The 20,537-nt window shown below is 35.5% G+C and carries 19 protein-coding genes; 12 read left to right on the forward strand and 7 right to left on the reverse strand.

Features of this window, described 5'->3' with window-relative positions; genetic code table 11:
• Positions 1 to 38 precede the first annotated feature (38 nt).
• The gene (locus tag NST14_RS03465) at positions 39 to 1,658 is read right to left on the reverse strand and encodes an L-lactate permease (RefSeq protein WP_000109110.1); all 1,620 of its coding nucleotides are present in this window, start codon (positions 1,656 to 1,658) and stop codon (positions 39 to 41) included.
• A gap of 811 nt (positions 1,659 to 2,469) precedes the next feature.
• Between NST14_RS03465 and NST14_RS03470 the strand changes: the two genes are divergently transcribed.
• Positions 2,470 to 2,757, forward strand: coding sequence for an ArsR/SmtB family transcription factor (locus tag NST14_RS03470; RefSeq protein ID WP_000081427.1), 288 nt, complete (start codon positions 2,470 to 2,472; stop codon positions 2,755 to 2,757).
• A gap of 189 nt (positions 2,758 to 2,946) precedes the next feature.
• Complete coding sequence (locus NST14_RS03475; protein ID WP_000382683.1) at positions 2,947 to 3,126, forward strand: acid-soluble spore protein H; 180 nt, start codon at positions 2,947 to 2,949, stop codon at positions 3,124 to 3,126.
• A gap of 41 nt (positions 3,127 to 3,167) precedes the next feature.
• On the opposite strand, the gene NST14_RS03480 is transcribed toward NST14_RS03475, so the two are convergent.
• Together NST14_RS03480 and NST14_RS03485 are read right to left on the reverse strand one after the other, a co-directional pair.
• Positions 3,168 to 4,553, reverse strand: coding sequence for a peptide MFS transporter (locus NST14_RS03480; RefSeq protein WP_000338322.1), 1,386 nt, complete (start codon positions 4,551 to 4,553; stop codon positions 3,168 to 3,170).
• A 381-nt stretch (positions 4,554 to 4,934) separates the two neighbouring features.
• Positions 4,935 to 5,900 (reverse strand): ABC transporter substrate-binding protein, encoded by a 966-nt coding sequence (locus NST14_RS03485; protein ID WP_001010263.1) that lies wholly within the window; start codon positions 5,898 to 5,900, stop codon positions 4,935 to 4,937.
• A 172-nt stretch (positions 5,901 to 6,072) separates the two neighbouring features.
• Between NST14_RS03485 and NST14_RS03490 the strand changes: the two genes are divergently transcribed.
• Genes NST14_RS03490 through NST14_RS03500 form a run of 3 tightly spaced genes read left to right on the forward strand, consistent with a single transcriptional unit; the run spans position 6,073 to position 8,966 of the window.
• Positions 6,073 to 7,077, forward strand: coding sequence for a FecCD family ABC transporter permease (locus tag NST14_RS03490; protein WP_000925237.1), 1,005 nt, complete (start codon positions 6,073 to 6,075; stop codon positions 7,075 to 7,077).
• On the forward strand, positions 7,074 to 8,132 hold the full coding sequence (locus NST14_RS03495) for a FecCD family ABC transporter permease (protein ID WP_000760066.1): 1,059 nt from the start codon (positions 7,074 to 7,076) through the stop codon (positions 8,130 to 8,132). The genes NST14_RS03490 and NST14_RS03495 overlap by 4 nt, the downstream gene beginning before the upstream one ends.
• Positions 8,133 to 8,144: 12 nt before the next feature.
• Positions 8,145 to 8,966 (forward strand): ABC transporter ATP-binding protein, encoded by an 822-nt coding sequence (locus NST14_RS03500; protein WP_061131300.1) that lies wholly within the window; start codon positions 8,145 to 8,147, stop codon positions 8,964 to 8,966.
• 32 nt (positions 8,967 to 8,998) lie between these two features.
• Here the strand turns inward: NST14_RS03500 and NST14_RS03505 are convergent, their stop codons facing one another.
• Entirely contained in the window at positions 8,999 to 9,730 is a 732-nt protein-coding gene (locus NST14_RS03505) for a class I SAM-dependent DNA methyltransferase (RefSeq protein WP_061185382.1), read from the reverse strand.
• A gap of 213 nt (positions 9,731 to 9,943) precedes the next feature.
• Between NST14_RS03505 and NST14_RS03510 the strand changes: the two genes are divergently transcribed.
• From NST14_RS03510 to NST14_RS03525, 4 genes are all read left to right on the forward strand, one after another.
• Positions 9,944 to 11,134 carry a glycine C-acetyltransferase gene (locus NST14_RS03510; protein WP_000095906.1) on the forward strand — a complete coding sequence of 397 codons (1,191 nt, stop codon included), beginning with the start codon at positions 9,944 to 9,946 and terminating at the stop codon, positions 11,132 to 11,134.
• A gap of 44 nt (positions 11,135 to 11,178) precedes the next feature.
• On the forward strand, positions 11,179 to 12,144 hold the full coding sequence (locus tag NST14_RS03515; RefSeq protein WP_229143113.1) for an L-threonine 3-dehydrogenase: 966 nt from the start codon (positions 11,179 to 11,181) through the stop codon (positions 12,142 to 12,144).
• Positions 12,145 to 12,256: 112 nt separating this feature from the next.
• Positions 12,257 to 12,799, forward strand: a complete 543-nt coding sequence (pyrE, locus tag NST14_RS03520) for an orotate phosphoribosyltransferase (RefSeq protein WP_000417029.1) — start codon at positions 12,257 to 12,259, stop codon at positions 12,797 to 12,799.
• A complete protein-coding gene (locus tag NST14_RS03525; RefSeq protein WP_001189954.1) occupies positions 12,786 to 13,208 on the forward strand; it encodes an NUDIX hydrolase in 423 nt (140 codons plus the stop codon). Before pyrE ends, NST14_RS03525 begins: the two co-directional genes overlap by 14 nt.
• Before the next feature lie 38 nt (positions 13,209 to 13,246).
• Here the strand turns inward: NST14_RS03525 and NST14_RS03530 are convergent, their stop codons facing one another.
• The 3 genes from NST14_RS03530 to NST14_RS03540 form a co-directional block, all read right to left on the reverse strand.
• A complete protein-coding gene (locus NST14_RS03530) occupies positions 13,247 to 15,130 on the reverse strand; it encodes a vWA domain-containing protein (RefSeq protein WP_001248871.1) in 1,884 nt (627 codons plus the stop codon).
• Positions 15,131 to 15,133: 3 nt separating this feature from the next.
• Positions 15,134 to 16,027, reverse strand: coding sequence for an ATP-binding protein (locus NST14_RS03535; RefSeq protein ID WP_000892977.1), 894 nt, complete (start codon positions 16,025 to 16,027; stop codon positions 15,134 to 15,136).
• Positions 16,028 to 16,154: 127 nt separating this feature from the next.
• Entirely contained in the window at positions 16,155 to 17,684 is a 1,530-nt protein-coding gene (locus NST14_RS03540; RefSeq protein ID WP_000743044.1) for a cardiolipin synthase, read from the reverse strand.
• A gap of 232 nt (positions 17,685 to 17,916) precedes the next feature.
• Between NST14_RS03540 and NST14_RS03545 the strand changes: the two genes are divergently transcribed.
• The 3 genes from NST14_RS03545 to NST14_RS03555 all read left to right on the forward strand — a co-directional run bounded on the left by NST14_RS03545 (position 17,917) and on the right by NST14_RS03555 (position 20,518).
• Entirely contained in the window at positions 17,917 to 18,153 is a 237-nt protein-coding gene (locus tag NST14_RS03545; protein WP_000274352.1) for a hypothetical protein, read from the forward strand.
• Between the two features lie 30 nt (positions 18,154 to 18,183).
• Positions 18,184 to 18,522, forward strand: a complete 339-nt coding sequence (locus NST14_RS03550) for a cobalt transporter (RefSeq protein ID WP_101218390.1) — start codon at positions 18,184 to 18,186, stop codon at positions 18,520 to 18,522.
• A gap of 292 nt (positions 18,523 to 18,814) precedes the next feature.
• Positions 18,815 to 20,518, forward strand: a complete 1,704-nt coding sequence (locus NST14_RS03555; protein WP_000893367.1) for a putative bifunctional diguanylate cyclase/phosphodiesterase — start codon at positions 18,815 to 18,817, stop codon at positions 20,516 to 20,518.
• The last annotated feature ends 19 nt before the right edge of the window (positions 20,519 to 20,537 follow it).

The raw sequence follows: 20,537 nt of genomic DNA on the forward strand, positions 1-20,537 counted from the left end.
TGTAAAAAACACCGATCCATTTGGATCGGTGTTTTATTTTAAAAGATATTAAATACAGCGTTTAATTGAAGTAAGCTAATGATAGCTAAGAAGATTAGACTGTATTTCATTGCTGTTTTAAATAAGGCAGATTCTTTACCAACTAGTCCAACTGCTGCACAAGCAACTGCTACAGATTGAGGTGAAACCATTTTTGCCATTGTACCACCTACTACGTTTAAGGCAACAAGAGTAGAAGGAACGATGTTTAATTGATCTGCAGTTACTGCTTGAAGCGGTGCGAATAATGAACCACTTGATACTACTGATCCTGTAATGAATACGCCGATCCATCCTAAGATTGGAGAAAGAATTGGGAATGCATTACCAGTAGAAGAGAATGCAAGTCCAAGTGTAGATGACATACCAGAGTAGTTTTCTACGTAAGCTAACGCGATAACGCTACAGATTGTATATACTGGAGCTTTTAGCTCTTTCATTGTTTCAACCATTAATTCTTTAACCATTTTACCTTTAACGCGGTACACGATAAGTGAAACGATAATTGCTAATACAATTGCAGTAGTTGTAGATGAGAATACATCAAATTTGAAAACAGCTGCGAAAGGTGTATCAGCTTTTGTAATTGGTGTAGTTTTCATAACAGCATTATGAAGACCAGGGAATTGAATGTTAAATACTAAGTTTGCTAGTGCACCATCCGGAGCAAATAACGCTTTAATTGGTTTTAAATTAAAGATTGTTACGAATGCAGTTAAGAATACGAATGGAGACCAAGCATATAAAATTTGATTGAATGTATGAGATTCTTTTTCTTCTTGTTTTTCTTCTTTAGTAGAAGATTTTGGCTGCCAAACACGTAAGAATAATGCAAGAGAGATCATACTTACAACGGCTGCGAAAATATTAGTAAGTTCTGCACCTAAGAAGTAAGTTACAACGAACTGAGTAATTGCGAAAGAAATACCACTTACAAGAATACCTTGCCAAGTTTCTTTAATACCTTTAATTCCATCGACCATTGAAACAAGTAAGAAAGGTAATACAATACTAATGAATGGTAGAATAAGAACAGTTTGACGACCGATAGTTAATGCATCAAGTTCAGTTAATTGTGCTGGTACTGTAACTGGGATACCCATAGCACCCATAGCACCACCAGCGATGTTTGCTACTAAACAAATACCTGCTGCTTTTAATGGGTTAAAGCCCATACCTACAAGTAGTGCAGCTGTAATAGCAACTGGAACCCCTAGACCAGCTGCGCCTTCTAAGAAAGCACCGAAAGAATAAGCAATTAATAATACTTGTAAGCGTTGATCATTTGTAATGCTTGAAATGCTATCACGAATGATGTTGAATTGCTCTGTTTTAACAGTTAATTTGTAAAGGAAAATTGCTGCGATAACAATAGTACAAATTGGATAAAATCCAGATAAAATACCGAATCCGGCAGATGCTACAGCTACTGTTGCTGGCATTTTATAAACGAATATAGCAAGAATAATAGCGACAATCACACTGTAAAGACCAGCGATATAACTTTTCATTTTCAGTCCCATTAAACAAATGATGAAGCAAAAAATTGGAAGTGCTGCGATTAGAGCAGATAACCAAATATTGTTTAATGGGTCATAAATTTGTGTCCAAGTACTCATAATAATGACAACTCCTATCTATTATATGTGAAGAAATTCACATTATTTGTGAAACTATTCACAATCAACTTACATGCTTAGTATATTCTCCTTCAACACTATTGTCAACGTAAAAAAGTATAATTATTCCATAATAGTGTTAAAAGAACTGCTTTGTTCATAAAGTCGACAAAAAGCCCACTCAAATCTATTCGAGTGGGTGAGATAAATTATTTGCATATTCTTTTCTTGTAGTTGTTTATACATTATTGATACTACAGCTCTATAGTAGAGACCGTCTTTGTATCGAATATAGAGCTGCAGAATGTACCGTTTGTCCTATTTGATCAAGTCAGGGGTGGGACAGTAAATGTACTTAATAGGAAGTGTTCCATCATAGTTCAAGCGATTGAATATTAATTAAAAAGCAATAAGTTAAAATTTAATGTTATGATATCTCTTTTTACTGAAAATTCCTTTTAGCATAACAAAGAGGTTAAATATAACCCCAAAACGTTACGATAGGTTATCAATTATAGACGGTATTTTACAATATAATTACTGTACGTTGCAATGAGGTGAAAATATAACAAAAAGCTTGATAAAACAACGTTTGTAAGCAAAGTATTCATAGTCCTTACTTTTGCTTTTTCGTTATATCATATAGTATAATATTCAAAATCAGCAAGGAATTTTTCCTGAATTCTTTCCTGATAAAGGTGGAAAAATTTTTCAGCTTTATAGGTTGATAAAGTTATGTCGTAACAGGAAATATAAGAACAGATATATAAATAAATAAAAAGAAAATAAAAACGAAAATGAGGGGAACTTTATGAGCCAAAATCAATTCGAATGTCATATTTCAGAAGAAGATGTACAAATGTTAAGAGCGTTAGCGCATCCGTTACGTCTACGTCTAGTAATGGAACTAATGCAACGTGGAACATGTAATGTAACACAATTACAGGAAGTGCTAGAAATTCCACAATCAACAGTTTCGCAACATTTAACAAAATTAAAACAAAATAAAGTAGTACGCTTTGAAAGACGAGGATTAGAAGTGTATTATCAAATTCATAATGATAAAGTAAGTGAAGTTGTAAAAACATTATTTTCTTAAAATTTGAATATTATGGAAAAAGACGTGTGGGACCTACGTCTTTTTTTATTTGTTAGAAGGTGATATGAGAAAGAATGTTAATATGTAAGGAAAAAAGGCTAACCATTAAAATGTTGCTATATGGAATATATTCTAAAAGGAAAAGAAAAGATAGAAAGGAGTGTAATAAGTCAAAGGAGGGATAGTAGAATGGATGTAAAACGTGTGAAACAAATTTTATCTTCTTCAAGTAGAATCGACGTTACATATGAAGGTGTACCAGTATGGATTGAGAGCTGTGACGAGCAGAGTGGGGTTGCTCAAGTGTATGATGTATCTAATCCTGGAGAAAGCGTCCACGTGAACGTGACGGCTTTAGAGGAGAAGTAATAGAAAAGACGCTTCTGATTTTAGAAGCGTCTGTTTTTGTATTATTCCATCATACTCGCAACTTTTTTAGAGAAGAGAAGGAGTACAAGTCCTAAGACGATAACGATAATGCCAATACTTGCAAATACTTCAAGGTATCCTAATGATTGTGTAAAGGAAGCAAGTTTACCAGCTAACCAGTTAGCCATACCTGAACCAGCTAACCATACACCCATTAGTAATGATGCTAATTTAACAGGTGCAATTGCACTTACCATTGATAGACCGATTGGTGATAAGAATAGTTCTCCAATTGTATGGAACATATAAGTGATAACGATGAATAATAAGTTTGCTTTAACAGTTATATCAGCTTCACTACTTCCAGTTTTTAGAACCGCTAATGTTAAAACAAGGTAACCTATACCTAGTAAAATCATACCAAATGCCATTTTTGTTGGTATTTTTAAATCGCCACGCTTTGATTTAGAAAGTTTTAACCATAGCATAGATACGAATGGTGCAAGTAGTACGATGAACGCTGGATTAACGGATTGGAACCAAGATGTTGGGATTTCCCATCCAAAAATTGTACGATCAACAAATTTATCTGTATAAAGTGTTAAAGAACTACCAGCTTGTTCAAAGCCTGCCCAGAAGAATACTACGAAACAAGTTAAAATTACAATTGCCCAAGTGCGGTTTTTTTCTTGTTTTGTTAAAGGTTTCTTTTCGACTGCAGGTTGATTTTTTGTTTTTTTACCAACAACTGTTGTTCCTGCTGTACCAAGATAGCGAGGAGCTAATAAGTTGAAAACAATTTGTCCAATAATCATACCGATACAAGCTGCTAAGAATCCGTATTTATATCCCATAACCATAACGCCATCAACGCTTGTTTTAAAGAAATCTTCTGCTAAAAATCCACAAATAAGTGGAGCGAAGAAAGCACCTACGTTAATACCCATATAGAAGATAGTAAATGCACTGTCACGACGTGAATCATTTTCACTATACAATTCACCTAACAGTGTAGAAATATTTGGTTTGAAGAACCCATTACCAATAACTAATAGTATTAATCCTAGAAATAGTCCTGTTTTTGTATTCATTGAGAATAGTACAAAGTTGCCGATTGCCATAATAATTCCGCCGAGAGTAATGGCATGACGTCTTGTAATATAATGATCCGTTAGCCATCCACCTATAATTGGCATGAAATATACTGCCGCTGTAAAAGTACCATATAATTGCACTGCAAACGCCTTATCAAATCCTAACCCGCCACTAACCGCAGCAGTCGTTAAGTAAAGAACTAAAAGGCCACGCATTCCATAATAACTAAATCTTTCCCACATTTCTGTTAAGAACAACAAGTACAATCCTGGTGGATGTTTTTTTGGTGATTGTTGCTCTCCAGCTTTGTCTAATTTTAAAGCTGCATCCATTTTTGTTTCCCCCTAATCCTGTATAACGGATATTTATGTAATCATTTTAATTTACAAAATATTTAGAAGTCAATAGAATTATATGGAAATAGAAAGAAAATTTCTAAAAAAGTTCTATTTTACTTCGACCGTTACTGTATTTTGCCCTGAAAACAAGATGATAAGCGTTTTCAAATGTAATAATTGAATTCTAAAAGAAAATAAAATAGTGATTAATCAGAAAATTTAGATTAAAATATTTATTCTGATATAGAGAAAATATATTCTATTTACTTTTATAATATAACATATTGGGAATAAAAATACAAAATGAAATAATGTGACATTTAAGTGAATTGAAAAATAACCAGCTCCATAGAAGGGGAGCTGGTTAGGGAAATACTATTTAACAAAGCGTTTTTCGATATCATCTAATAGTAGGTTAGCAGCCATTACACCGCCAGCAGTATTCCAAATCACATCGTCAACTTTGTATGCTTTATTATTTTTCACTGCATTTAAATTTTTAAATAGTGGATCATTGATATATTCTTTTTCTAATTCAGAGCCTTTTTTCTCATTTCCTTTATCGAATGTGAAGTAGAACAATACATCGCCATCCATTGCAGAAATACGTTCTTTAGATACGTTACGCTCTGCGAAGTCATCTTTATTTTGATCGCCAGGACGTTTAAATCCAAGTTCTTTTAAAATAACACCAGAGAATGTATCACCATGATAAATACGAACATCACCAGGCATGAAGCGAACCATAGAGATTTCTTGATTTACTTTATCACCTAGTTTGGCTTTTAAATCTTTCATACGTTTATCGTAATCAGCTAAAACCTTTTGGCCTTCTTTTTCTTTATTTAATGCTTTCGCATAAAACTTGAAGTTATCTTTCCATTCACCACGTAATGTTTCAGAGAACACAGTAGGTGCAATTGCTTTTAGTTGCTCGTACACTTTTTCGTGACGCATTTTGTTACCGATAATTAAGTCTGGTTTTAAAGAAGCGATTGTTTCTACGTTCACTTGTCCTTCATCACCAACAACTTTTACATCTTTCATTTTATCTTTAATATGTGGATACCATGGATCACCAGTCCAAGATTTTACAGCCCCAACTGGTTTAACACCTAATTCAAGTAAAGCTTCAGTACCTTCATTTGTTAAAATGACTACACGTTTTGGATTAGCAGGAACTTCTGTTTTACCCATTGCATGTTCCACAGGAATCATTTCTTTTTTCGTATCTTCTTTTGATTCTTCTTTCGTATTTGATTTTCCACAAGCACTTAAAAGTAGTGAAAAGGCTAATAAAAATACAAATACTGTAAACGATTTCTTTCGCATGAAATTCATTATGTACCCCCTACATAGTGAGAATTTTTTTCAATAGCAAGCATGATATTAAGCCTTTATCTTTAGATTGTCAATACATACGGTTGAAAATAATTCTCATTTCCGTTGACAATGAGAATTAAGTTGAAATACACTTACAACGTATCATTATACATTGAAGGGGAAACGCTGCATGTTATTAAAAACAAATCGAGCAAAATGGGTTGGATTATTTGTTGGGATCATTGCAGTCATTACTTGTATTTGGGGCAGTATTATTTTCGGATATACAAATACGAGTTGGAAATTAGCGTTAGATGCTTTTTTCCATTTTAATGGGTCCAATGAACATATTATTATTCAAAATGTGCGTCTACCAAGGGCATTAATTGCAGCGAGTGTTGGTGCTAGTTTAGCCATTGCAGGTTGTCTTATGCAAACTTTAACGAAGAATCCACTTGCTTCTCCAGATTTTATTGGATTAAATTCAGGTGCTGCTTTCTTCATCGTTGTAGCAATTGTTATTTTTTCCGTGACATCATTATCAGCTTTCACGTGGATTGCCTTCTTAGGGGCAGCAATTGCAGCTGTACTTGTATTTGCTTCTAGCTCTTTAGGAAAAGAGGGGACAACGCCTCTTAAATTAACGTTAGCAGGAGTGGCAATTAGTGCGTTATTTTCATCATTAACACAAGGATTACTTGTGTTAAATGAAAAGGCGCTTGAAGAAGTATTATTTTGGCTTGCCGGATCTGTGCAAGGAAGAAAGTTAGAAATGTTACAATCAGTATTCCCGTATTTATTAATAGGCTGGATTGCATCTATTATGATGGCAGGGAAAGTAAATACATTGATGATGGGGGAAGACGTTGCAAAAGGACTTGGTCAAAGAACGATTTTAATGAAATCATTCGTACTACTTATTATTGTCCTGTTATCCGGTGGTTCAGTTGCGGTCGCAGGTCCTATTGGGTTTATTGGTATTGTTACCCCGCATTTTGCCAGATTTCTTGTTGGAGTAGATCATAGGTGGAGAGTACCGTATAGCGGCTTATTAGGTGCAATACTATTGATCTTAGCTGATATCGCAGCAAGATATGTCATTATGCCACAAGAAGTACCAGTAGGGGTTATGACAGCATTTATTGGGGCCCCATTCTTTATTTATATTGCACGTAAGAGAGGGCTTAGCAAATGAAGAAGTATATTCCGTTTCGTATAGGAAAAGGCGGGCTCTCGTTTTTAATGTACAAACGAGCTTGTCTCGTCTTATTCAGTTTACTAGTTGTTTTAATAGGATTGTTTTTTGCGAGTGCAGGTATGGGAGACATGAAAATTGCTCCTTATGATGTATGGCAAGCGATTACTGGAAATGGCGATGCGATGTCCAATATGGTTGTAAATAAGTTTCGTATGCCTCGTATTTTAATTGCTATCCTTGTAGGAATCGCACTTGCTGTAGCAGGATGTATTTTACAAGGGCTCGTTCGAAATCCACTTGCTTCTCCGGATATCATCGGGATTACAGGTGGTGCAAGTGTTGCAGTGGTATTATTTTTAGCTATATTTAGTGATAAAAATAATGCGCTAACTGTAAGCATTCATTATATGCCGTTAGCAGCTTTTATTGGGGCAACGATTGTAGCACTTTTTGTATATTTATTTGCATGGAGAAATGACGGATTATCACCGATTAGTCTTGTTTTAATTGGTGTTGGTTTTTGGGCATTAACGAAAGCGGCAACGACTTTGTTTATGTTGTTAGCGCCAATTTACCAAGCGAGTCAAGCGAATGTATGGATTACAGGCACTGTTTATGGTTCTTCTTGGCAAAACGTCATGGTACTTGCGCCGTGGGTTCTCATTTTAACGGTAATATCATTTATAGCTGCTAGACATTTAAATGCGCAAGAGCTAGGGGATGATATTGCGGTAGGGCTTGGTGTTCCTTTAACAAAGTCACGCATATTTATGTTATTACTTAGTACAGCTTTAATTGGTGGAGCAGTTGCCTTTGCTGGTGGAATTGGATTTGTCGGTTTAATGGCACCTCATATTTCACGAAGACTAGTTGGTTCTTTATACGGTGCATTACTCCCGGTTGCGGCTATTGTCGGTGCGATTTTAGTACTTGCTGCAGATTTAATTGGGCGTACAGTTTTCACCCCACTTGAAATTCCAGCAGGGGTATTTACATCAGCAATTGGTGCACCTTATTTTATTTATTTACTTTATAAAAGTCGGAATTCATAAAGGAAGATGAATATGCAAAAAGCATTGGAGACGAAACGTTTGACGTTGTCTTACGGTGAAACAATTATTATTGATGAGTTGAATTTAGAAATTCCAAAAGGTGAAATTACCATCTTTATCGGTTCTAACGGTTGCGGGAAATCGACCTTATTACGTTCACTAGCTAGATTATTAAAACCAACAGCTGGTGACATTTTGTTAGATAATCAAGCCATTCAAAATATGCAAACGAAGCAAATCGCTCGTCAAATGGCAATTTTACCGCAAGGACCGCAAGCGCCAGAAGGGCTTACAGTATTGCAACTTGTAAAGCAAGGACGTTATCCGTATCAAACATGGCTGAAGCAATGGTCAGAAAAAGATGAGGAAATGGTACAGAAAGCACTTGCAGCAACAGGTATGACAGAATTTGCTGAGCGTGATGTGCATGCTCTTTCAGGTGGACAACGACAACGTGCTTGGATTGCAATGACGCTTGCGCAAGATACAGATATTATTTTATTGGATGAGCCTACTACCTATTTAGATATGACTCACCAAATTGAAGTGCTAGATTTATTATTCGAATTAAATGAAACAGAACAAAGAACAATTGTTATGGTACTACACGATTTAAATTTGGCCTGCCGTTATGCAGACAATATTGTAGCCATTCAAGATAAACAAATATATGCACAAGGTAAGCCAGAAGAAGTAGTAGATGAGAAGCTAGTACGTGATGTATTCCGAATGGAATGTCAAATTAGTACGGATCCGTTATTTGGGACGCCACTTTGTATTCCGCATGGAAAAGGAAGACGTGTACGTAAAGAAGTTGCTCATGCAATGAGATAAAGAAAAAGACGATGAGGAAATCATCGTCTTTTTTATTTTCGGCAAGAGAATAAGAGAAAGAGGGGAATACGTAAACGACGTTCATATTCTTCCGCGCTTTGAAAATAAGTTTGATCTGGTGTAGCTTCTTTTAAATTTGTAATTGTAAATCCAGCTTGTTGTAATAGTGTAAAATATTCTTCCGTTGTACGATGATATTTAATAACTTCTTGATCAATCCAAGGTTCAACCCGTTTGCCTAGTTTAAAGTAATCATCGACAAGCCAACTCGTTCTTTTTCCGCTCGTTTGCAAGCTTTCAAATGAAGAGGTAATAATAGGGTGTTGAACGCTAAAAGTAAAGGTTCCATTTGTCTTTAAAGTTTCGTACACATTTTGAAAAATGATAGTAAGATGTTCGATATAATGTAAGGCGAGTCTAGATGTTACTAAATCAAAAGTAGAAGGAGGGTATGTGTAGTCTTTGAGGTTTAAAAAATGAACGGCGCCATTTTTGTTTTCTAGTTGTTTTTTAGCTTTTTCATACATAAGTTCGGAGCCTTCAATACCGGTGTAAGAGTGGCAGTCTTTTTCTAATAATTCCTTGCCAAATTTTGCGTCCCCACAGCCTAAATCGAGAATTTTCTTTCCTTTCACATCACCAATGAGTTGAAAGAAGGCTGGTTTTTCAAGTGATTCATTTGGGCTATTTTCTCGGTATCTTCGTTTCATATATTGTTCAAAAAACGCTTCGTTATCATATACATCAGATTCAGTAAATGCCATGATTGAAGCCCCCTTACATATTTTTTTTATTCTACCAAATATGAAAAGTAAATGATAGATTTCTTGTAATGAATCATATATAATCTAGAATTGTAAGCGGTTACTTTAAACTATTTTTCTATAATAAATTCTGAAAACGTGTTAAGCTAGTAGAGGGATTATTAGAACTATTAAGACAATAATTCGCTTACATGAACGATGGGAGGCTTCACGATGTCTAGTAAAACACTTGCGAAATTTTTAGAAGAAAATTTAGAGGATTTAAAATCAAAGGGGCTTTATAACGTAATTGATCCGCTCGAAAGTTCAAATGGACCGATCATTACAATTGGCGGAAAAGAATATATTAACTTATCTTCAAACAACTATCTTGGATTAGCAACAGATAGCCGTTTGCAAGAAGCTGCAATTGGTGCAATTCATAAGTACGGCGTTGGAGCAGGAGCGGTTCGTACAATTAACGGTACTTTAGATTTGCATATTAAATTAGAAGAAACAATTGCAAAGTTTAAACATACAGAAGCAGCAATTGCTTATCAATCAGGATTTAATTGTAATATGGCAGCGATTTCAGCTGTTATGGATAAAAATGATGCGATTCTTTCAGACGAGTTAAACCATGCTTCTATTATTGATGGTAGTCGTCTATCAAAAGCAAAAATTATTGTTTATAAACATTCTGATATGGAAGATTTACGCCAAAAAGCAATCGCAGCGAAAGAATCAGGACTTTACAATAAATTAATGGTAATTACAGACGGTGTCTTTTCAATGGATGGAGATGTTGCAAAACTACCAGAAATTGTTGAGATTGCGGAAGAATTAGATTTAATGACATACGTAGATGATGCACACGGTTCAGGTGTACTTGGTAAAGGGGCAGGAACTGTAAAGCACTTTGGTCTGTCTGATAAAGTTGATTTCCAAATTGGTACATTATCAAAAGCAATTGGGGTAATTGGTGGATATGTAGCAGGGAAACAAAACTTAATTGACTGGTTAAAAGTTCGTTCACGTCCATTCTTATTCTCTACAGCATTAACACCAGCTGATGCTGCAGCTTGCATGAGATCAATTGAAATCTTAATGGAAAGCACAGAGTTGCACGATCGTTTATGGGAAAATGGTCGCTATTTAAAACAAGGGTTAAAAGAACTTGGCTTTAACATCGGAGAAAGTGAAACGCCAATTACACCTTGTATTATTGGTGACGAAGTATTAACACAAGAATTTAGTAAACGTCTAAATGAAGAAGGCGTATATGCAAAATCTATCGTGTTCCCAACTGTAGCTAAAGGAACAGGACGTGTTCGTAATATGCCAACAGCAGCTCATACGAAAGAAATGTTAGATGAAGCAATTCGTAAGTATGAAAAAGTAGGGAAAGAAATGGGCATCATTTAAGTAACGACATCTTTTGAATAGCTTGCAAATGAGGAGTGGGGAAAATGAAAAAAATTCTAGTAACCGGTTCTTTAGGGCAAATTGGTTCTGAACTAGTAATGAAACTTCGTGATGTATACGGCGCATCAAATGTTATTGCAACAGATATTCGTGAAACAGATAGTGAAGTAGTAACGTCTGGTCCATTTGAAACGTTAGATGTAACAGATGGACAAAAACTACATGATATCGCAAAGCGCAATGAAGTAGATACAATTATTCATTTAGCAGCTTTACTTTCAGCAACAGCAGAAAAAAATCCGTTATTTGCATGGAATTTAAATATGGGCGGACTTGTAAATGCATTAGAAGCAGCTCGTGAATTAAACTGTAAGTTTTTCACGCCAAGTTCTATCGGTGCATTCGGTCCATCAACACCGAAAGATAATACACCACAAGATACAATTCAACGTCCTACTACGATGTATGGGGTAAACAAAGTAGCTGGGGAATTATTATGTGATTATTATCATCAAAAATTTGGCGTTGATACGCGCGGTGTACGTTTCCCAGGTTTAATTTCTTACGTAGCTCCTCCAGGAGGCGGAACAACTGACTATGCAGTTGAAATTTATTATGAGGCGATTAAAAAAGGCACATACACCTCATACATTGCAGAAGGAACATACATGGATATGATGTACATGCCAGATGCTTTACAAGCGATCATTTCATTAATGGAAGCTGATCCAAGTAAGTTAGTGCATAGAAATGCATTTAATATTACAGCAATGAGCTTTGAGCCAGAGCAAATCGCAGCATCAATTCGTAAACACATTCCGACGTTTAGAATGGACTACGCTGTAGATCCAGCTCGTCAAACAATCGCTGATAGTTGGCCAAACTCTATTGATGCAACAGCAGCAATGAAAGAGTGGGGCTTTAAAGCAGAATACGATTTAGACAAAATGACAACGGACATGTTGGCTAAGTTAAAAAAAAAGCTCACAGCTGAGTTAGTGATGAATTAATAGGAAGGGTCGATTCTTAGGAATCGACTCTTTTTATTTGTATTTTAGGAATATACAAATAATTACAAGTGTGATAGAATGAGTTAATTTGTGTGTAAAGGGGAGACAGGGAATGGAGAAATGGGAGTTAGCAAAGGAAATTTACAATACGTCACGTTTAACGGGAACATTTAAACTTCGATCAGGACAAGTATCAAATCAATACTTTGATAAGTACTTATTTGAATCTAATCCAGCATTGTTAGTAGAAATTGCTAAGCAATTGAAAGAGCTCATTCCTCCTGAGACAGAAGTGCTGGCAGGTTTAGAGATGGGAGGAATCCCAGTAGCAACAGCATTATCTTTACAAACGGGTATACCAGTTGTATTTGTAAGAAAAGAAGCGAAGAAGTACGGTACATGTAAGTTAGCAGAAGGCGTTAATATTACTGAGAAAAATGTTTGTGTTGTTGAAGATGTTATTACGACAGGTGGTCAAATATTATTAAGCACGAAAGATTTAAGAGAACTAGGTGCGAAGGTACATCATGTTTTAGGCGTAATTGAACGAACAAAAGAGGGAAGAGAAAACTTATTAGAAGATGGCTTACAGCTACATTCTTTATTTACAATGGATGAGTTAATTGAAGGAGAAAAGGAACATGCAAAGGGTTGATGTCGTATACGCACTAATACATGACGAAGAAACAGATAAAATATTAATGGTACATAATGTAGAACAAAATGTTTGGTCATTGCCGGGTGGGGCTGTTGAAAAGGGTGAAACGTTAGAGGAAGCTTTAGTAAGGGAAGTAAAAGAAGAGACAGGTTTAACTGCTGTGGCAGGTGGACTTGTTGCGATTAATGAAAAATTCTTTGAAGAGCCAGGGAATCATGCGCTATTATTTACATTTCGAGCGCATGTAGTAAAAGGTGAACTTGTTGCAGCAGATGAAGGAGAAATTTCCGCAATGGAGTGGGTGGACAGAGCAATTGCAAATGAACGATTCCCATTCTACGATGGAGGATTCGATTCATTATTAGAAGTAGCCATTCCATATAAGTTTCAACCAGAAACAAAGTGATTGAATAGAAAAAACAGGAGCGCAAAGCTCCTGTTTTTCTATTCAATCGTCTTCAGTAATAACTTTTTCAATAGTGGTTTAATCTTCAGACGTAAATCTTCAGCGTGATTTGCAACTAAGAAGTGATGGTTATAAATGTTCTTCATTAATTGATAAGTTGCTTCTTTCGCTTCGCCTTCTTCGATGAAAATTCCGATTACTTCCATACCACTTTTACGAGCAAGTTTGACAGCTTCATGCGTATCTAAAATACCGTCTTGTTGGTAGTCTAGCGCAGAAGGTTCACCGTCTGTGAAGACAAGTAAGAATTTATGTTTTTCTGGTCTTTTTGCAAGCTTTTCAGAAACGATACGAATGATATATCCATCGCGGTTATCTTCTTCTTCGCGAAGCTGCATAATTTCTGGACCAACGTTTGGTAACGTTGAGTTTTTATACGTTACAACTTCATGGATAACGTTCGGCTTATCTTCAGGTTTAGCACTAGAAGCATCTTCCCAAAATCCGCTAATAGCGTGCGGGATTTTTAAAGATTTTAACGCTTCATGGAATAGGACCACACTCTTTTTCGTTTCTTCCATTTTGTTATACATAGAACCAGAGCAGTCTACTAATAGTTGGAATGCAACGTCGAGCTCTTGTGATTCTTGCCCTTTTTTATAAAACATGCGAGGCTGCTTTTCAGTATAAATACGAAGGAATTTCTTACGAAGTCTTCCGTAATATTTATCACTATTTGCATTCGTTTTATTTTCAATCGTTTTTTCGATAATTTTCTTTAATTCTTTTACATCTTTATTAACGACTGATTTGATAGCTTGGTAATCCTTTTTCTCATCAGGATTTGGTTTACGTGCTTCTTTAAATGTATGAGAAGCGCCAGTGTTATATTTACCATATGCACCATCATTTTGACTAGAAGCGTGAGAAGCTCTTGCTTCTTTTGTGTCAGCACCATCAAAGTTAGATTGTGTACTTTTTTGAGAAGTACCTTGTACAGAGCCAAGTGCTTGGTCGCCATCTTCTGATTCGCGAGCAGTGTCACCCATCATATTTGTTTTTGTTCCGCTTTCTAATTCAAAGCGTAAAAAGTTCTCGTTTTCATTGTTTTTATTTTCACGGTGCCATGTTGAGAAGCTTTCATCCATTTTGTTTTTATTTTCATCGTCATCTATGAGCTGCGTATCATCGTTTGCTAAATCTTCGACGCGACAGTTTTTTTCATCTGCAATGACAGATAAATAAAGCGGTGCATGCCCGAAATAGTTGTTCAGCATATCACTTTCAAGAAGCTCCTCTAAGCGATAGCGAATTTTCTCAACGATATACATAATATCTTCCGTATTACGAGCTTGGAATGTTTCATGCAAAATAGCTTCAATTTGCTCGAAATATTCATTATTAAACATTTCATATTTATCGCTCGTTAATGAAAGATAGCATAGACAAAATAGACGATCACCGTGATAGTTACGAACACGATTGATTTCATTTTGTGAGCTAAAGTAATTGCGATACATTTCTTTTCTTCTTTTAAAAACATGCTTTGTGCCAGGGCGTAAGTTTTTTACGATTTCCTCAACACGTAAATCTTCTAATAGAACAAATAATTGTGTTAAAAACTTTTTTAAGGGTGATTCTTGCAATTCAATTGCATAAGAACGAATTAAAGTCATGTCCGAGTAATGTTTATTACCAAGTGCTTTTAAAAACACTTCGCTTTTTAATCCGATTACTGTATCCTCTTCTTTTCGATCATCCCAAAAGTGACTAATGACAACCTTTTTTTCAATTTCGTCGTAGTATGCTTTATAGCCATACTCAAGGTAGGCATCATCTTCTTTGAGAAGGGCATACATTAAGTTTTCCATTTGTAGAAACAGCGACGCATCAATTTTTTTGTCACTAAAAATTTGTCTCATAAATTATCCCTCAAAGAAATAACTTTCTGCTAATTCACGGACAGTCATTTGTTCTGTTTCATCGTTTAATTTTGCGATAATACTACGTTCAATTGCACGCATAACGGGAATATATACACCTAAATCACATGCATCGATAATGCCACGAATACTTGCTGCTTCTTCACTTACGCGGCCATCACGAGCTAAAGGCATAAGATCGCTTGCAAATGCAACGAACTTTTCAATTGTTGCAGTGTCTTTTAGTTTTGATTCTGCTAATAATAGTTCTTTTAATGTATCACCTTGGATGTAGGGAACTTCAATAATAACGAAACGGTTTTTTAACGCTTCGTTTAGTTCACTTGTTCCAACGTAGCCTTCATTAATTGCTGCGATTACACGATACTCATCATCACCGTATACAACTTCTTGTGTAAATGGATTTGTAATCATTTTACGGTAATCTAATGCACCGTGAAGAAGTGGTAACGTTTCAGGTTTTGCCATATTGATTTCATCAATATATAGGAAATGGCCGTTCTTCATTGCTTTCATAAGAGGACCGTTAACGAATGTAACTTCAGATGCGCCATCTTTCGTTTGTAGTGTGTTGTATCCTAAAATACCTTCTACATCTAAATCGACAGAACAGTTAATGCTATGCATTGGTTTTTGGAATAAAGAAGAAAGCGTTTCAGCTAGTACGGTTTTACCACTACCAGTCGGCCCTTTTAATAGAATATTTTTGCCAAGAAGAAGTGCTGTAATGGCATCTTCGATAATGCTATTATCAGATGCTTTATATATTTTTGTACCGATTAAATGTGCATTTTCACCAGCTTCTTGTTTATTCTTTTCGTGAATTGTAGAAAGTTGCTGTTTTAAATCAGCATGTATATGAAATTGTTCTAACATGTATGTCCCACCTAACATTATTTTCATAAAGTAATACATCTTATGATAACTTGTTTTAATATGGTATGCAAAGAAAAGGAGAGGGGACAAATATAAAAGAAAAAGCAATCAATAGTACATTGATTGCTTATAGTAAAGGAGAAATGAGCCTCATAAAAGACTCTAATATTCGTTTTTTGATACTTCTCTTTTGGAAAGCGTTCCATTTAATTTCAGTAGAATGCTTAAAGTCATCTTCAAAATCACGTTTAATATCATGAACAGTTTCTGATTCATACAGTACGCTAATAATTTCGTAATTCAATTCAAAGCTGCGTACGTCCATATTTGCTGTTCCGATTGTTGCAATTTTATCATCAACAAGTACAATTTTTGCATGCATAAAGCCATCTTTATAACTATAAATGGAGGCACCAGCTTTTAAAAGTGGAGTGAAATAGGACTGAGATGCTTGGTCACTAATAATACTATCACTTTTACCAGGATATAAAATGCGTACATCTATGCCAGATATTGCACTTAAACGTAATAATGTTAAAGTTTCTTGATCTGGAATAAAGTACGGTGTAGCAATCCAAATAGATTTTTTTGCCGAGCCCATAACAGCTAATAATGTATTGCGAATGCTCTTATCATCTGAGCTTGGCCCGCTTGCTACAATTTGCACGGCACCTTCTGCACTTGAAATTTCTTTACCTGGGAAGTATTGTCTATTCATAAATTGATCCCAAGAATAGGTTTTCAAACCACTAGATGCATAGAGCCAGTCCTCTAGAAAAATTGCTTGTAATTTATATAACGCTTTTCCTTCGATTTTTAAATGACTATCACGCCAAACGGGAAACTTTTTTGAACGGCCAAGATATTCATCACCGACGTTAAGTCCTCCAGTAAAACCGATTTCTCCATCTACAATGACGATTTTACGGTGGTTACGATAATTGACGGTTTCAAGTAACCAAGCTGAAAAAATAGGATCAAATTCAACAATTTCAATCCCAGCTTCTTTCATAGGTTTTAAAAAGCGTCTTCTTAACGTATTACTTCCTAATCCATCATAAAGGAAGCGTACAATAACACCAGCTTTTGCTTTGTTTATTAAAGCATCCCGAACTTTTGTACCAATCTCATCAGATTTATAAATATAGTATTGAATATGTATATGATGTTTTGCTTGCTCGATCGCTTGCAAAATTGCTGAAAATGTTTGATCTCCGTTTGTTAAAAGTTTTGTAGTTGTTCTATCTGCGGCAGGCCCGCCTCCAAATTTTTGTACAACTTCTGTTAAATGGGTAGAGCGTTCACTTAATGGGACTTTGAGTGATAACTCTAGTCGTTTTCCTTCTAATATTTCACGGAATAATTTTCTTTGTTCTTCTGAACGGTGGAGATGCTTTTTTCTTCTCCAACGGCTACGCCCGAAAATAGAGTATAAAAGTACACCTACAACGGGAAGAAGTGCTAATACTAAAAACCACGCTAAGGTACTTTGAGGAGACCTATTTTCGATAAAAATAACGAATGAAATTCCTACAATTGTGATGGACCAGAGAACGCCGACAAATGTATATAACGAAATATACGATGTATTTAATAGGAAAAGAACGATAGATACAATTGTAAATATTAATAGTAATTGGACAATAGGTTTCTTCATTTCTATATAATTCCTCTAATCTTTCTTCAATATAGACTTCCTAAATAGCGGATGTAATGTGACATTTTTATCCCACTTTAATGGGCAGTAAGCCCCCCACTGATTAAAGTTTCACTTTATTATAAAGTGTTTTCTGTTTTTTACAAAATGTAGGTATTTCCCCATACTTTCCGCATTTGTCCTACATACAGTGTATTGTTACGTTTTTAAAGAGAAAAGGAAGGTGAATAAAATGTATGGTCGTCCAATTGGAGGATTTGGTCACGGTGGTGGTTTCGGTCACGGAGGTTTTCATGGTGGTTTTGGACATTCACCATTTTTTGGTGGAGGTTTCTTCCCAGGTTTTGTAGCCGGTGCATTACTCAGCCCTGGATTTGGTTATGGCGGATATGGTTATCCGTATTACTCGGATTATTCTTATTATACAGGTTACCAACAAGATCCATATTATTCTTACAATACCTATTAAGATGAGAAAATGGAAAAGGAGAGGGGAAATATGAATTATATAGAAAATAACGGATTGTATTATCGTAATCATCATCATGGAGGGCACCATCATAACGGCGGACATCACCACCATGGTGGGCACAATCACCATGATCATCATCACCATCACGGAGGTGGATGGGGCTGGGGTGGCGGCTCATGGGGCGGTGGATTTTTCCCTGGAAGTTTTGCTGGAGGTGTGTTAGGTGGGCTTACAGCTGGCGCATTAACGGGTGCAGCAGGTGGAGGCTACTATCCAGCACCATACCCAGTAACTTATCCAGCGCCATATCCAGCACCATATCCAGCACCGTACCCAGTAACTTATTCAACACCATATCCGTATTAAACAAAAAAAGAGGATATCCTCTTTTTTGTTTAATACAGTATTTATTTATAAAATTCTTCCAAAATCAAGGTGAAAATATGTTAATATTTTGTTATTATAATTCAAAAACTACTATTTATAATCGAAACGGTATTATATTGCTTTTTATTACAAATAATATTATGTTATTTTAATCGACATATTTCAAAACGTGATGTATGTAAAGAACGATTATTAGGAAATGAAATATCTCTATTTCTATGAAAAGAAACAAGTTGTGTTTTAGTCAGATAGGAAGCAAGGAGAGATGCGCATGCTAGAACAAAGAGGTCATGCATTATATGAATCTTCATTGCGAGATTTAAAGTTAGCATTAGATGAGTCTTCAATTGTTGCGATTACAGACCGAAAGGGTCTTATTACATATGTAAATGATAAGTTTTGTGAAATCTCCAAATATACACGAGAAGAGTTAATAGGGAAAGATCATCGTATTTTAAATTCAGGACATCATCCGAAAACATTTTTTCAAATGCTATGGAAGCGTATTTTGAGTGGAAAAGTATGGAGAGGGGAGATTCGAAATCAAGCAAAAGATGGTACATATTATTGGGTTAAAACAACAATTGTTCCATTTTTAAATGAAAAAGGAGAGCCATATCAATTTATTGCGATCCGAAATGATATTAGTAGTAGGAAAGAAGCAGAACAGAGGTTACGGTTAAGCGAAAGTCGTTATAGGGAGCTTGCGTATCATGATGCTTTAACGAGTTTACCGAACCGTTTACAATTAATAACGACTGTTAACGAATTAATTGCAGATAAAAGAGAGTTTGGTATGATTTATTTTGATTTGGATCGTTTTAAATTAGTAAACGATACGCTAGGTCATATGATAGGAGATTTACTTTTAAGCGAAGTTGCTTCACGGTTGCATTATGTGCTAGGAGAGAAAGATGTTCTGGCTAGGCTGGGTGGCGACGAATTTGTGTTGTTAACAAAAAATCATACACAAGATGAGATGAGGCAGCTAGCGACATCTGTGTTGTCATGCTTTCAGGCGCCATTTATACTTGAAGGTCACGAAGTATACATTTCAGCTAGTCTAGGACTGTGCTCATATCCGCAAGATGGACAAGATGTAGAAACTCTATTGAAGAATTCAGATTTAGCTATGTATAGTGCGAAAGAACAGGGAAGAAATGCAGCGTGTTTCTTTACAGATGAGTTACGTGCGAAAATAAATCGTAGAATGAAAATTGAATTTGCTTTGCAAAAGGCAATTCGTGATGAAGAGTTAGATGTGGCACTGCAGCCTATTATTGATTTGAAAACGAAGAAATATACTGGTATTGAAGCTTTAGCGCGTTGTTCGACAGAAGAAGGACCTATTTCACCAAGCGAATTTATCCCAGTAGCTGAAGAATCTGGACTTATTATAAAATTAGGAGACTGGGTATTAGAAAAGTCATGTCGCTTGTTTAAAACATTGCCAGAGTATGAAGAAGGACTAAAGTTATCTGTGAATTTATCCATACAACAATTAATGCAAAAGCGTTTTATTTTATCTGTACGTAGCATTTTAAGGAGAACTGGATTTCCTGCAAATCGTTTAATTTTAGAAATAACGGAAAGCATTGCTGTTCGTCATTTTGATTATATTATTGCTACATTACAAGAATTAAGAAATATGGGTATTTTAATTGCTTTAGATGATTTCGGAACGGGTTATTCTTCCTTATATTATTTAAAACAACTACCGCTGGATATAGTAAAAATTGATCGTAATTTTATTCGTGAATTTCATTATGATCATGCACAGCCAGAGCGAACGATTGTAAAATCTGTTATTGAAATTGCCCATAGCTTACATTTAGCAGTAGTTGCTGAAGGGGTAGAGACAGTAGAGCAAGAAAGCTTATTAAAATCGATGGGCTGTGATTATGTACAAGGATTTTATTATGCAAAACCTTTATCTGTAGCAGAGTTAAAGGAAAAGTTAATTATAGACTTCTAATAAAAAAGAGAAGCCAGAA

Source organism: Bacillus sp. FSL W8-0519 (assembly GCF_038005585.1).
GTDB classification, from domain to species: Bacteria; Bacillota; Bacilli; order Bacillales; family Bacillaceae_G; genus Bacillus_A; species Bacillus_A paranthracis.

What these genes read in the sequence shown, in the direction of transcription:
- NST14_RS03465 (WP_000109110.1), bottom strand. Translation starts at nt 1,658, where the DNA reads ATGAGTACTTGGACACAAATTTATGACCCATTAAACAATATTTGGTTA.
- NST14_RS03470 (WP_000081427.1), top strand. Translation starts at nt 2,470, where the DNA reads ATGAGCCAAAATCAATTCGAATGTCATATTTCAGAAGAAGATGTACAA.
- NST14_RS03475 (WP_000382683.1), top strand. Translation starts at nt 2,947, where the DNA reads ATGGATGTAAAACGTGTGAAACAAATTTTATCTTCTTCAAGTAGAATC.
- NST14_RS03480 (WP_000338322.1), bottom strand. Translation starts at nt 4,553, where the DNA reads ATGGATGCAGCTTTAAAATTAGACAAAGCTGGAGAGCAACAATCACCA.
- NST14_RS03485 (WP_001010263.1), bottom strand. Translation starts at nt 5,900, where the DNA reads ATGAATTTCATGCGAAAGAAATCGTTTACAGTATTTGTATTTTTATTA.
- NST14_RS03490 (WP_000925237.1), top strand. Translation starts at nt 6,073, where the DNA reads ATGTTATTAAAAACAAATCGAGCAAAATGGGTTGGATTATTTGTTGGG.
- NST14_RS03495 (WP_000760066.1), top strand. Translation starts at nt 7,074, where the DNA reads ATGAAGAAGTATATTCCGTTTCGTATAGGAAAAGGCGGGCTCTCGTTT.
- NST14_RS03500 (WP_061131300.1), top strand. Translation starts at nt 8,145, where the DNA reads ATGCAAAAAGCATTGGAGACGAAACGTTTGACGTTGTCTTACGGTGAA.
- NST14_RS03505 (WP_061185382.1), bottom strand. Translation starts at nt 9,730, where the DNA reads ATGGCATTTACTGAATCTGATGTATATGATAACGAAGCGTTTTTTGAA.
- NST14_RS03510 (WP_000095906.1), top strand. Translation starts at nt 9,944, where the DNA reads ATGTCTAGTAAAACACTTGCGAAATTTTTAGAAGAAAATTTAGAGGAT.
- NST14_RS03515 (WP_229143113.1), top strand. Translation starts at nt 11,179, where the DNA reads ATGAAAAAAATTCTAGTAACCGGTTCTTTAGGGCAAATTGGTTCTGAA.
- pyrE (WP_000417029.1), top strand. Translation starts at nt 12,257, where the DNA reads ATGGAGAAATGGGAGTTAGCAAAGGAAATTTACAATACGTCACGTTTA.
- NST14_RS03525 (WP_001189954.1), top strand. Translation starts at nt 12,786, where the DNA reads ATGCAAAGGGTTGATGTCGTATACGCACTAATACATGACGAAGAAACA.
- NST14_RS03530 (WP_001248871.1), bottom strand. Translation starts at nt 15,130, where the DNA reads ATGAGACAAATTTTTAGTGACAAAAAAATTGATGCGTCGCTGTTTCTA.
- NST14_RS03535 (WP_000892977.1), bottom strand. Translation starts at nt 16,027, where the DNA reads ATGTTAGAACAATTTCATATACATGCTGATTTAAAACAGCAACTTTCT.
- NST14_RS03540 (WP_000743044.1), bottom strand. Translation starts at nt 17,684, where the DNA reads ATGAAGAAACCTATTGTCCAATTACTATTAATATTTACAATTGTATCT.
- NST14_RS03545 (WP_000274352.1), top strand. Translation starts at nt 17,917, where the DNA reads ATGTATGGTCGTCCAATTGGAGGATTTGGTCACGGTGGTGGTTTCGGT.
- NST14_RS03550 (WP_101218390.1), top strand. Translation starts at nt 18,184, where the DNA reads ATGAATTATATAGAAAATAACGGATTGTATTATCGTAATCATCATCAT.
- NST14_RS03555 (WP_000893367.1), top strand. Translation starts at nt 18,815, where the DNA reads ATGCTAGAACAAAGAGGTCATGCATTATATGAATCTTCATTGCGAGAT.